A 10,728-nucleotide genomic window follows, 5' to 3' on the forward strand; every position below is an offset into this window, starting at 1 on the left:
GCCCCGGGGCCCGCACTCCACCCGCACGCCCGAGGAGAGACCACGACCATGACCCTGCGCATCGGCTGCATAGCCGACGATTTCACCGGCGGCACCGATGTCGCCGCCGCCTTCCGGCGTGCCGGCCTGCGCACCGCTCTGGTCTTCGGCATCCCGGACGCCACCACGGCGCTGCCCGCCGGCTGCGACGCCGCCGTCGTCGCCCTCAAGTCCCGCTCCGTCCCCGCCGATGAGGCCGTCGCCGACTCCGTAGCCGCCCAGCGCTGGTTGTGGACCATGGGTGCGGCGCAGATCTACTTCAAGTACTGCTCCACCTTCGACTCCACGCCTCAGGGCAACATCGGCCCGGTCGCCGACGCCCTCATGCACGCCGCCGGGGCCACCGCCACCCTGCACTGCCCGGCGTCCCCGCCCAACGGCCGGACCGTCTACCAGGGCCATCTCTTCGTCCACGACCAGCTGCTGTCCGACTCGCCACTGCGCCACCACCCCCTCAACCCCATGACGGACTCCGCGCTGGTGCGCCTGCTGTCCGCGCAGACCCCTCACCGCGTCGCCCTGATCGACTGGCCGACCGTGCGCCGCGGGGTCGACGCCGTCCGCGACGCCCTCGCCGAACACCAGCGGGCCGGTGCCCGGCACATCATCGCTGACGCCCTCACCGACGACGACCTCGCCGTCCTCGGCGCCGCCGCCCTCGAGCTGCCCCTCGTCGCGGGCGCCGCCGGGCTGGCTGAAGGACTCGGCCGCGCCTACCCTGCCGCCGGCCCCGCCACCGGCGACCCCGTGCCGCGCCAGGGCCGCGCCGCGGTGCTGGCAGGCAGCTGCTCCGCCCGCACCCTGGAACAGATCGCCCAGTTCTACGCCGCCGGGCTGCCCTCCCGCCACCTCGATGTCCTCGCCGCCGCAACCGGCCGCGACGTCGCCGGCGAGGCCCTCGACTGGTACGACGCCCAGGACCCCGACCTGCCCGTCCTGATCTACGCCTCCGCCTCGCCCGAGGAACTCGCCGCGGTCCAGGCGCAGTTGGGCGTCACCGAAGCCGCCGCCCAGGTCGAGGAGCTCCTCGGCGCCCTCGCTTCCCACCTCGTCGAACGCGGCGTACGACGCCTTCTGGTCGCGGGCGGGGAAACCTCCGGCGCCGTCACCACGGCCCTGGGCATCCGCGCGGTTCTGGTCGGCGATGAAGCCGATCCCGGAGTGCCGTGGACCTACGCCACGACCAAGGCCGGCGATCTGGCCCTCATGCTCAAGTCCGGCAACTTCGGCGCCCCGGACCTGTTCACCCGCGCCCTCAGCACCACCGGCAAGGAGTAGACATGACCCCCTACGACGACGAGAAGGCCGCCCGCGCGCTGCTCGTGCGCACCGCCCGCTCCCTGTTCACGCGCGGCCTGACCCACGGTTCCACCGGCAACCTGTCCGTCCGTCTCGCGGGCGGCAGCCTTCTGCTCACCCCCACCGGATCCAGCCTCGGCACCGTCGAAGAAGCCGAACTGTCCCTCACCGACCTCACCGGACGCCACCTCGACGGGCCGCGGCCGACGAAGGAGGCGTTCCTGCACGCCGCCTTCTACCGGGCCCGGCCCTCCGCCCACGCGGTGGTTCACCTGCACTCCACCCATGCCACCGCTGTCTCCTGTCTCGACGGCGTCGATCCCGCCAACGCCCTGCCCCCGCTGACCGCGTACTACGCCATGCGCGTGGGCACCCTGCCGCTGCTGCCCTACCACGCCCCCGGCGACAGCAGCCTGGAGCCACTCGCCGAGCGGACCGCCCGCGCCCACCACGCGATCCTCCTCGCCAACCACGGTCCCGTCATCGCCGATGCCACCCTGGAGAAGGCCGCCGACGCGATCGAGGAACTCGAGGAAACCGCCAAACTGCACCTTCTCCTCCGGGGACACGCCACCCGTCCCCTCACCCCCGAGCAGGCTGCCGCCCTCGCGCCCACTCCATCCTGACGAGGGAAGTTCTGATGCATCCGGGCCACAGCGGCCGCGGTCGGTGATAGGCGCACCCGCCCGGGGTACCCATACGACCCTCACCGCCGCCCTGCCGCGAAGGACATCACGATGCGGAACAGCGCCCGCCCGCTCGGTCGCGCCTGGCCCGCCAGGCTGGCCGGGGCGCTGCTGTGCCTGGCGGTGGCCGTCATCCACGTGACCGATCAGGGCGGGTTTCCCGGGTCCAAGGCCCCGAGGTACGTGGCGGTCCTTTACTACGTGCTTGAGGCGGCCGGTGTGCTGACGGCGGTCCTTCTGCTGACCCGCGCCGTCAGGCTGGGGTGGTTCCTCGCGGTGGGAGTCGCCGCGGGCCCCATCCTGGGGTATCTGCTCTCGCGCGGGCCCGGCCTCCCCGACTACAGCAGCGACATCGGCAACTGGACCGAGCCCCTGGGGCTGCTCAGCCTCGCTGCGGAGGGACTGCTGCTGATCCTCTCCGTCTCCTGCTGGTTGTCGGTGCGGAAGGCGTCGCCGCGTATCGAAGCCGCCTCCTGACCTGCCCGGGCGTCGTGACCAGCCCTCGCTCCGACCGCCGTTCCTCAGCCGGCTGGTCCAGCGGCGGGCTCGACTTCCAGGTAGCGGCGGCCGCGTGGCCCGCGGTATTCCAAGGCCTCCCAGCCGAGGCGGCGCAGCACGGCCGCGCAGCGTCTCAACTCATCCTGCGCCGCGTACGCGGCACCGCTTCCTGGCGGACCCAGCCACTCCACTCTCACGACGCCGACCTGGTCGGCGGGACCAACGCAGTATCCGGTCGCGATCCGGTGCCCATCCGAATCGATCGCGGACGCCGGGATGCCCGCGGCCTCCAGGGCGAGAGCCACCGCGCGGACCGGCTGGCGCCTTTCCCATGCGGCAGGAACCCGATCCGGGCTCGGGGTGTCGGCGTTCATCAGCCGACGGATCTGCAACAACCCTTCGAACGCGACCCGGACCGCAGCTTCACGGTCCCGGGCACTGCCGCCGGCAATATCGTCCGCGCCGGTGGCCGGCTGGAACCCGATGGGGTTCGAGGCGGCATCGCCCTCACTTTCCATTCGCGCTGTGCACGATCTGGATCAGGTTGCCGCAGGTGTCGTCCAGAACCGCGGTGGTGACCGTGCCCATCTCCAGCGGCTCCTGGGTGAAGTGCACTCCGAGCTCGCGCAGCCGGTTGAACTCCGCTTGGACGTCGTCCACGGCGAAAGAGGCGGCCGGGATGCCGTCCTGGACCAGCGCCGTCTTGTACGGCTGCACAGCGGGGTGGCCGGAAGGCTCGAGCAGCAGTTCGGTCCCCTCGGGCTCTTCCGGTGAGACCACGGTCAGCCACCGGTCCGTACCCAGCGGGACATCGTGCTTCTTCACGAAGCCCAGCACGTCGGTGTAGAAGCGCAGGGCTTTCCCCTGGTCGTCGACGAACACGCTGGTGAGGTGGATCTTCATGGGGTGCTCTCCGGGGTGTCGGACCTGAGGCAAGTGTTTACTTGCCTATCAAGCTATCCGGTTCGCCCGGCCGGTGGATCGCGATGGGTGCGGCGGCGCCGATGACGGCATGGTCACCCTTGCCTTGGGTGCACCCGGCAGTTGGTATGGAGGTACTGGGCAGCGCCGTTCGCGAAGTCGTAGATCGCCACCGTCTGGGTGTCCTCCAACGGATCCGTCGACGGCATCAGGAAATGGGTCTCGCTCACCGGGAGCAGCTCATATCTGATGCGGTCCGGCCTCTGGAGGAACTCTGCCCGCATCGGATCGAGGACCAGGGTCAGGTACAGCTTTCCGTTTTCCGCTGACACCTCGTACCGTGCGCCGGGGCGCCCGTAGACACCTTCGTACCTGGACAGGTCGAGGTTCAGCGTCGCGTCCGGTGCGGGCAGGTCCGGGATGGTGACCGCGCCGAGGTCGGTCAGGATTTCGTTGAACACCTTGCGGTAAAAGCTCTCCCGCGGTCCGCCGTTGGTCAGCATCGCAATGGCGGTGTTCGAGTCCGGCAGGAGCCGGAGCCGGGCGTTCTGGCCGATCGTGCTGCCGTCGGTCGCGTAGACGGTTTCGCCGTGCCAGTCACACACGATGAGGCCGAGTGCCCATGCCGGCCCGAACATGTAGGGGTCCGGTACGGGCACCCGCGAACGCAGCATCTCTCGAACACTCTCGGCCGAGACGATGCGCTTCCCACTTGGCGCCGTGCCGTCGTTGAGGAGGAGGTGCGCCATGGCGAGCACCTCCCGGGAGGTCGAGGTGATGTTTCCGCCGGGGCCGAATGCGCGTGGCAGGTAGCGCATTGGTGTGACGATGGGGCCCTCGTCCAGCGAACGGAGCAGGTGCCCGGTCGCGGCCCGGGCTTCGTCCACCTGCTCGTGCCGGCTGTTCGTGCTGGTCAGGCCCATGGGTTCGAAGAGGCGGTGTCGCATGATGTCGTCCCAGAGTGCACCGTCGTGCACCTCCAGGATCCGCGCGAGAATCGCGTAACCCAGCGCCGCGCTGTAACCGTGGGTGTGGCCCAGTGGAAAGACCTGGGGTGCGTCGGCGATGTTCTCGACCATGCGCGCGCAGACGTCGTCGCCTTCGCCAGGGTCGCCGTAGGCTTCCTCGATACCGTTGGTGTGGTAAAGCAGGTGGCGAGGGGTGACTTTCGCGCTTGCCTCGGGATCGGCCACCGCGAAGCCGGGCAGGTAGGTTCGCACCGGCTCGTCGAGGTCGACTTTCCCCTCGTCGACGAGTTGCATGAAGGCCAGTGCGGTCCATGTCTTGGTCATGGAGCCACATTGGTAGACGGTGTCCGTGGTCGCGGGTTCCCGCGTTTCCACGTTCTTGACGCCGACCGCGAGTTCGGTGAGCTCTCCGTCCTGGAGCACGCCGATCGCGGCGCCCGGGATTCCGTACTCCGCCAGGAGTTCGGCGACCCGGGCCCGGATCCGTGGTACGTCGAGCGTCATCGCGGCAGGCCGACCGCGTTCGCGGCGTCCGCTTCGCAGTACTCCGTCGTGGCGTAGGGGCCGGCGTATGCCTCGAAGAAGTCACGAACACCGTCGACGGAGTCGTGGGTGATGATGTTCACCGCCTTGGCCCCGTCCTTGCTCGCGACCGCCAGCTTCCACGTGGCGCCCTTGGGGAGTCTGGCGTGTGCCTTCTTCAGCTCGCTCCAGAATTTGCCGTCGTCCGAGACTGTCGACACGACCATCACGTACACCGTTGGCCCCTCTCTTTCCAGGTGAGGAAAAGCTACGTTGCGTTTCAGCTTGCGTCAACAAAATGGGCGCACAAGTGCCGGTTAAATCAGAATCGTTGCAGCAGATATGCGAATGAATGCAATTCACTCAACCGAGTCGTTGCAATGTACTGTTACTGAAAGCAAGGAGAGGAGTCGCATCGGTGCCAGGAGGCAGGCTGACCCACGAGGATCGCCGGAGGATCGCGGCGTGGCTGGCCGAAGGGCTCGGGTACGCCGAGATCGGCCGACGGCTCGGCCGATCGACGTCCACGATCAGTCGCGAGGTCGCACGCAACAGCGCACCCGGCGACTATGCCGCCGACCACGCGCAGCGGGTTTCCGGCGACCGTGCACGCAGGCGCAAGCCGGCCCGGCCCGCCGAGCCGACGGCCGATGAGCGGCCGGCCGACGTGGTGCGTGGCTTCGTAGAGCAGTTCGCGACGCTGCTGGCCGCGACCGGCCTGCCCCGGATGACCTCCCGGGTGTTCGTCTGCCTGCTCACCGCTGACGCCGACGGCCTGACGGCAGCCGACCTGGTGCGCCGGCTACAGGTCAGTCCTGCGTCGGTGTCCAATTCCATCGGCTACCTCGAAGCCATGGAACTGGTGGCGCGCCATCCGAATCCCGGCGGGCGCCGCGAACGGTACGTCATCGATGACGACACCTGGCTCCGGGCGTGGCAGGCCGACACCGGCGCACACTCCAAGATCGCAACCGCCGCACAGCGGGGCATCGAGATCTTCGGCGCCGACACGACCGCGGGCACCCGCCTCGGCGCGATGGGTCGGTTCTTCGCCTGGCTCAGCGAGCAGATGAGCGGCAGCACCCTCACCGAGTGCGCCGTGTACGACGCGCTGACCGTGCTCGCCGCCCTCGTGCACGCCGACCGACCGCTCACCCTGGGCACGCTGGCCACCGCGCTCGGCTGGCCCGAAGGCCGCGCCACCGCCGCCCTGGACGCGATCCGACGGCAACCGGCCATCGCCGATCCCCTCGCCCTGAGGACCGTCGGACCCCGGACGTACACCCTCATCACCAGACCGGACCGCCTCAGCCCGGCGCAGTGCAAAGCACTCCACCAGTAAGTGTCGCACCAGTACCTCCACACATCTGGGCGGTGAACAGGCGGCGACCGACGGGGACGCCTTCCGTGTCCGGCCGTCAGACGGTGTCGTCGAGGAGGCGGCGATGTTCGGCGGGCAGCCGCAGCCGGGCTCCGGCCAGTGCCTCGTCGAGCTGCTCCGGGGTGCTGACGCCGACGATCGGAACGGCGGCCGGCTTGCCGCCGATCAGCCAGGCCAGGACAACCTGATTCCGGCTCACTCCGAGTTCTCCGGCCACCTTGTCCAGGGCCGCCAGCCGACGGGAGGTGTTGGGGTGGTCATAGGCATCGGCGAGCGGGCGGTCCGGGCGGGTGTAGAAGCCGTTCAACAGGGCGGTGTACACCCACAGGGACAGGTCCGGTTCGCTGTCGACATAGTCGATGACCTCCTCGGTGACCCAGCCGAACCGGTGGCTCTGGTCGGGCACCGGCACGCCGGGGTGTGGTTGGAGGTAGGAGTGCCGCAGCTGGAGCGCGGTGTACCCGGCCCATCCGTTGTCCTTGGCGATCCGGCGTGCCCGCTCCACCCGCCACACCGGGTGGTTGGAGCAGCCCAGCCGCCCTACCGCGCCCGTGGCGACCAGTGCGCCGAACGCCTCGGCGGACTCCGCCAGAGGGACCGTGCGGTCCTCCATGTGGGCCCAGTACAGATCGATCCGTTCGGTGCCCATCCGCCGCAGGCTGCCCTCGACAGCGGCCTTGATCGCCGACGCCGACAGGCCCTCGCGGTTGGCCGGCCAGTCGCCGGGGCCGACGGGCTGGGCGCCCGCCTTGGTGCTGAGGTACACCTGGTCGCGCCGCCCGCCGCGGCGGGCCAGCCATCGCCCGATGACCTCCTCGCTCTGCCCGCCGCCACCGCTCGGGTCGGACCAGAAGGCATAACAGTTGGCCGTGTCGACGATCGTCCCACCGGCGTCCGCGAACCGGTCGAGCAGGTCCAGCGACGTAGCAGGGTCCACCTTGGTGCCGAATCCCATCGTTCCTAACGCGAAGTCCACAACCGGCATTGCTCGGTCCCTCCATAGCGAAGTACGAAGACTCACGGTGCGCGTCGGCCATCCTGGCAATTGAAGTGCACTCGAAAGCAAGCCGATCCCAGCTCGTGTTCCCTGGAGGCAGACCGTGCCCGCATCATCCGCCCGCGTCCACACCGATTCTTCGTCGAGCCACCGGGCCATCGAGAACCTGATCGCACGTTACGCCGAGCTCGTGGACGACGGGGATTTCACGGGGCTCGGCTTCCTCCTCGATAACGCCACCTTCACGGGAAGCGGCGCACCGGTGAGCGGCCGCGAAGCGATCGAGAAGATGTTCCGGGACACCGTGATCGTCTACGCCGACGGCACTCCGCGGACCCAGCATGTCACGACGAATGTCGCCATCGAGGTGGACGAACAGGCGAACACGGCGGTCTCGCGTTCGTATGTGACCGTGTTCCAGGCACTGCCCGATCTCCCTCTCCAACCCATCGCCGGCGGCCGGTACCACGACCGATTCGAGCGTCGTGGCGGGCCATGGCGCTTCGTGGAGCGAAGAGTCCGCATCACCCTCGTCGGCGATGTGAGCCGCCACCTGCGCCCGAACGCCGAACAGCGGTAGGGCCGGGACGGCGAGGTCCCCGTCGCCCCGGGAACGTGATGTCCGAATGCCGCCAGCATCCGGTCGGAACGGACGCGATGCTCGGATGTGAACCAGGGGTGGCCTGCGTCGAGGCGATCGCCGGATGCACGGGTCCCTCTCAATCAGCCCCGTCGTCCCCGCAAACCGCGCCGGCCCAGGAAAGACCTCTATGAATCAGCCCGCCCCCACCGCCGACACCCTGTTCTCCCCTGTCCTATCGGCCGGTACGGCACCGCGCGTCCTTCCCACCCCGGGCCTCGCCGCGCTCAGCGAGCTCGACTGGGACGAGCTGTATGCGCGGCTGAACGAGGAGGGCGTGGCCGTCACCGCGCCACTTCTCTCGCGCGCCCAGTGTCAGGAGATCATCGACACGTTCGACGAGCCCGGACTGTTCCGCTCCACCGTCGTCATGGAGCGGTACCAGTTCGGCCGCGGCATCTACAAGTACTACGCCGCCCCGGCCACCGTCCCGCTGGTCCAGACCCTGCGCGAGCGGCTGTATCCGCCGATGGCGTGGATGGCCAACCGGTGGGCTCCGCAGTTGAACGAGCGTACCTTCCCCACCTCGCTGGAAGAGCTGCTGGCCGAGTGTGCGGACAACGGGCAGCACCGCTCCACCCCGCTGCTCCTGCGGTACGGCCCCGGCGACTACGCCTGCCTGCACCAGGACATCTACGGCGACATCGTCTTCCCGCTACAGATCGCCATCATGCTCAACCAGCCCGCCGAGGACTTCACCGGCGGCGAGAACGTCTTCGTCGAACAACGGCCCCGGTTCCAGTCCCGGGCGATCGTCGTCAAGCCCCGGCTCGGCCAGGGAATGATCTTCCCCGTGCGGCACCGCCCGGTCCACGGCAAGAACGGCTACCGCCGCCACCCCATGCGCCACGGCACCAACGCCGTCGAGACCGGACACCGCAACACCCTCGGCATCATCTTCCACAACGCCCGCTGATCCCCTGGCCGTGCCTGCGCACGGCACAGTGCTGAGACGCCGCCCTCGGCCGGCACCGCGCCCCCGGCGCGGCACCCCCGACGATCCAAGGACCCTCACCATGAGCCAGACCACCCGACTCGCGGGCCCCGTCGTCGACAGGCTCGCCCAGTGCGACTGGGCGGCCCTGGCCGACGAGCTGGGCGAGTACGGCAGCGCCCTGACCGGCCGCCTTCTCACCGACGCCAAGTGTCGCGACATCGCCGCGCTGTACGACGAGCCCGGCCACTTCCGTACGACCGTCGACATGGCCCGTCATCGCTTCGGCTCCGGCCAGTACCGCTATTTCACCCACGACCTGCCCCAGGCCGTGCGGGAGCTGCGCGAGGCGTTCTACCCCCGGCTGCTCCCCATCGCCCGCGACTGGGCGGCCATGCTCGGCCGTCCCGCCCCGTGGCCGGACACGCTTCAGGAGTGGGTGGCCAGGTGCCACGAGGCCGGGCAGTCCAGATCCGCGCAGATCCTGCTGCGGTACGGCCCCGGGGACTGGAACGCACTGCACCGGGACGTGTTCGGCGAGATGCTCTTCCCGCTCCAGGTGGTCATCGGCCTGGATGGGCCGGGAGTGGATTTCACCGGCGGGGAGTTCCTGATGACCGAGCAGCGGCCCCGCGCCCAGTCGCGGGGGTCGTCCACCACCCTGCTCCAGGGCCACGGGCTGGTCTTCACGACGCGCGACCGGCCGGTCGCCACCAAGCGGGGCTGGGCCAACGGGCCGATGCGGCACGGTGTGAGCACGGTCCGCTCCGGTCGCCGGCACACCCTCGGCATCGTCTTCCACGACGCGGCATGAACCCGGGTTCCTTTGCGGCGGGCGGGCAACACTGCTAACGTACAACCAAATGGTTGTAGATGACTTGACCGATGAGGCAGTGGACCGCCTGTTCCATGCGCTGGCCGACGCCACCCGTCGCAGCATCCTCCACCGCTGTGTGCGGGGTGAGCTGTCGGTGTCGCGGCTGGCCGAGGTCTACCCGATGAGTTTCGCCGCGGTGCAGAAACACGTCGCCGTGCTGGAGCGGGCCGGCCTGGTCACCAAGCAGCGTCGCGGGCGGGAGCAGCTCGTGCGGACCGACCCCGAGGCCATCGTTCGCGCGCGGCAGGTGCTCGACGAGCTCGAGATGGCCTGGCGCGGACGGGTGGACCGGATGGCCCGGCTGCTCGCGCAGGACTCCGACCCCGAACAAAACATCCCGACGGAAGGACGAGACAGATGAGTGTCACCAGTGTGGACAAGGACCTCGACAATCTCACCCTCACCCTGATCGCCGACTTCACCGCGCCGGTCGAACAGGTGTGGCAGCTGTGGGCCGACCCGCGGCAGCTGGAGCGTTGGTGGGGGCCGCCGTCCCACCCGGCCACCATGGAGCAGCACGATCTGACGCCGGGCGGAGACGTCACCTACTTCATGACGGGCCCGGAAGGCGACAAGCACCACGGCTGGTGGCGGATCACCTCGGTCAACCCGCCGACGTCCCTGGAGTTCACCGATGGCTTCGCCGATTCGGAGGGGAAGCCGGCCGCCGACATGCCGATCACCACGGTACGGATGCGGCTCACCGAGCGCGACGGCGGCACCCGGATGGAGCTGCACTCGGTCTACGACTCCCGGGAGCAGATGGAGCAGCTGCTGAACATGGGCATGTCCGAGGGACTGCGGCAGGCGGTCGGCCAGATGGACGCGCTGCTCAAAGGCTGACCTGGCCCGATCCGGCCCGGGCTACCACCGGGGGGACTCCCACGGTATGTCGCCCGGGCCGGGCTCCGTCCTTCAGCAGTTGGCACGCACACAGCAGTTGGCACGCACAGAGGATCACCGAGC

General features: G+C 69.4%; 14 protein-coding genes. 9 read left to right on the forward strand and 5 right to left on the reverse strand.

All coding sequences use genetic code 11. The features are described 5' to 3' along the window. Nucleotides 1–48: 48 nt before the first annotated feature. From otnK to ABTY62_RS31970, 3 genes are all read left to right on the forward strand, one after another. On the forward strand, nt 49–1,317 hold the full coding sequence (gene otnK / locus ABTY62_RS31960; RefSeq protein WP_352132904.1) for a 3-oxo-tetronate kinase: 1,269 nt from the start codon (nt 49–51) through the stop codon (nt 1,315–1,317). A 2-nt stretch (nt 1,318–1,319) separates the two neighbouring features. After that, entirely contained in the window at nt 1,320–1,964 is a 645-nt protein-coding gene (gene otnC, locus ABTY62_RS31965) for a 3-oxo-tetronate 4-phosphate decarboxylase (RefSeq protein WP_352132905.1), read from the forward strand. A 111-nt stretch (nt 1,965–2,075) separates the two neighbouring features. Next, the gene (locus ABTY62_RS31970; protein WP_352132906.1) at nt 2,076–2,501 is read left to right on the forward strand and encodes a hypothetical protein; all 426 of its coding nucleotides are present in this window, start codon (nt 2,076–2,078) and stop codon (nt 2,499–2,501) included. 44 nt (nt 2,502–2,545) lie between these two features. On the opposite strand, the gene ABTY62_RS31975 is transcribed toward ABTY62_RS31970, so the two are convergent. The 4 genes from ABTY62_RS31975 to ABTY62_RS31990 form a co-directional block, all read right to left on the reverse strand. After that, the gene (locus ABTY62_RS31975) at nt 2,546–3,040 is read right to left on the reverse strand and encodes a hypothetical protein (RefSeq protein ID WP_352132907.1); all 495 of its coding nucleotides are present in this window, start codon (nt 3,038–3,040) and stop codon (nt 2,546–2,548) included. Then, nucleotides 3,030–3,425 (reverse strand): VOC family protein, encoded by a 396-nt coding sequence (locus ABTY62_RS31980; RefSeq protein WP_352132908.1) that lies wholly within the window; start codon nt 3,423–3,425, stop codon nt 3,030–3,032. The genes ABTY62_RS31975 and ABTY62_RS31980 overlap by 11 nt, the downstream gene beginning before the upstream one ends. A gap of 113 nt (nt 3,426–3,538) precedes the next feature. Further along, nucleotides 3,539–4,915, reverse strand: coding sequence for a serine hydrolase domain-containing protein (locus ABTY62_RS31985; protein WP_352132909.1), 1,377 nt, complete (start codon nt 4,913–4,915; stop codon nt 3,539–3,541). Next, the gene (locus ABTY62_RS31990; RefSeq protein ID WP_352132910.1) at nt 4,912–5,160 is read right to left on the reverse strand and encodes a hypothetical protein; all 249 of its coding nucleotides are present in this window, start codon (nt 5,158–5,160) and stop codon (nt 4,912–4,914) included. Before ABTY62_RS31990 ends, ABTY62_RS31985 begins: the two co-directional genes overlap by 4 nt. Nucleotides 5,161–5,351: 191 nt before the next feature. On the opposite strand from ABTY62_RS31990, the gene ABTY62_RS31995 reads away from it, so the two are divergent. Beyond that, nucleotides 5,352–6,275: a GbsR/MarR family transcriptional regulator gene (locus ABTY62_RS31995; protein ID WP_502997555.1), complete on the forward strand. Its 924-nt coding sequence runs from the start codon at nt 5,352–5,354 to the stop codon at nt 6,273–6,275. Nucleotides 6,276–6,351: 76 nt separating this feature from the next. On the opposite strand, the gene ABTY62_RS32000 is transcribed toward ABTY62_RS31995, so the two are convergent. After that, complete coding sequence (locus tag ABTY62_RS32000; RefSeq protein WP_352132911.1) at nt 6,352–7,299, reverse strand: aldo/keto reductase; 948 nt, start codon at nt 7,297–7,299, stop codon at nt 6,352–6,354. A gap of 115 nt (nt 7,300–7,414) precedes the next feature. Between ABTY62_RS32000 and ABTY62_RS32005 the strand changes: the two genes are divergently transcribed. From ABTY62_RS32005 to ABTY62_RS32025, 5 genes are all read left to right on the forward strand, one after another. Next, nucleotides 7,415–7,891 carry a nuclear transport factor 2 family protein gene (locus tag ABTY62_RS32005; protein WP_352132912.1) on the forward strand — a complete coding sequence of 159 codons (477 nt, stop codon included), beginning with the start codon at nt 7,415–7,417 and terminating at the stop codon, nt 7,889–7,891. Between the two features lie 190 nt (nt 7,892–8,081). Continuing rightward, nucleotides 8,082–8,867 carry a 2OG-Fe(II) oxygenase gene (locus ABTY62_RS32010; protein WP_352132913.1) on the forward strand — a complete coding sequence of 262 codons (786 nt, stop codon included), beginning with the start codon at nt 8,082–8,084 and terminating at the stop codon, nt 8,865–8,867. 100 nt (nt 8,868–8,967) lie between these two features. Continuing rightward, nucleotides 8,968–9,699 carry a 2OG-Fe(II) oxygenase gene (locus ABTY62_RS32015; RefSeq protein ID WP_352132914.1) on the forward strand — a complete coding sequence of 244 codons (732 nt, stop codon included), beginning with the start codon at nt 8,968–8,970 and terminating at the stop codon, nt 9,697–9,699. Between the two features lie 49 nt (nt 9,700–9,748). Continuing rightward, the gene (locus ABTY62_RS32020) at nt 9,749–10,123 is read left to right on the forward strand and encodes an ArsR/SmtB family transcription factor (RefSeq protein ID WP_352132915.1); all 375 of its coding nucleotides are present in this window, start codon (nt 9,749–9,751) and stop codon (nt 10,121–10,123) included. Then, the gene (locus ABTY62_RS32025; RefSeq protein ID WP_352132916.1) at nt 10,120–10,605 is read left to right on the forward strand and encodes an SRPBCC family protein; all 486 of its coding nucleotides are present in this window, start codon (nt 10,120–10,122) and stop codon (nt 10,603–10,605) included. The genes ABTY62_RS32020 and ABTY62_RS32025 overlap by 4 nt, the downstream gene beginning before the upstream one ends. Nucleotides 10,606–10,728: the final 123 nt, after the last annotated feature.

The sequence above is a fragment of the Streptomyces sp. NPDC097640 genome (assembly GCF_040302705.1).
Classification (GTDB): domain Bacteria; phylum Actinomycetota; class Actinomycetes; order Streptomycetales; family Streptomycetaceae; genus Streptomyces.

What these genes read in the sequence shown, in the direction of transcription:
- otnK (WP_352132904.1), top strand. Translation starts at nt 49, where the DNA reads ATGACCCTGCGCATCGGCTGCATAGCCGACGATTTCACCGGCGGCACC.
- otnC (WP_352132905.1), top strand. Translation starts at nt 1,320, where the DNA reads ATGACCCCCTACGACGACGAGAAGGCCGCCCGCGCGCTGCTCGTGCGC.
- ABTY62_RS31970 (WP_352132906.1), top strand. Translation starts at nt 2,076, where the DNA reads ATGCGGAACAGCGCCCGCCCGCTCGGTCGCGCCTGGCCCGCCAGGCTG.
- ABTY62_RS31975 (WP_352132907.1), bottom strand. Translation starts at nt 3,040, where the DNA reads ATGGAAAGTGAGGGCGATGCCGCCTCGAACCCCATCGGGTTCCAGCCG.
- ABTY62_RS31980 (WP_352132908.1), bottom strand. Translation starts at nt 3,425, where the DNA reads ATGAAGATCCACCTCACCAGCGTGTTCGTCGACGACCAGGGGAAAGCC.
- ABTY62_RS31985 (WP_352132909.1), bottom strand. Translation starts at nt 4,915, where the DNA reads ATGACGCTCGACGTACCACGGATCCGGGCCCGGGTCGCCGAACTCCTG.
- ABTY62_RS31990 (WP_352132910.1), bottom strand. Translation starts at nt 5,160, where the DNA reads ATGGTCGTGTCGACAGTCTCGGACGACGGCAAATTCTGGAGCGAGCTG.
- ABTY62_RS32000 (WP_352132911.1), bottom strand. Translation starts at nt 7,299, where the DNA reads ATGCCGGTTGTGGACTTCGCGTTAGGAACGATGGGATTCGGCACCAAG.
- ABTY62_RS32010 (WP_352132913.1), top strand. Translation starts at nt 8,082, where the DNA reads ATGAATCAGCCCGCCCCCACCGCCGACACCCTGTTCTCCCCTGTCCTA.
- ABTY62_RS32015 (WP_352132914.1), top strand. Translation starts at nt 8,968, where the DNA reads ATGAGCCAGACCACCCGACTCGCGGGCCCCGTCGTCGACAGGCTCGCC.
- ABTY62_RS32020 (WP_352132915.1), top strand. Translation starts at nt 9,749, where the DNA reads ATGGTTGTAGATGACTTGACCGATGAGGCAGTGGACCGCCTGTTCCAT.
- ABTY62_RS32025 (WP_352132916.1), top strand. Translation starts at nt 10,120, where the DNA reads ATGAGTGTCACCAGTGTGGACAAGGACCTCGACAATCTCACCCTCACC.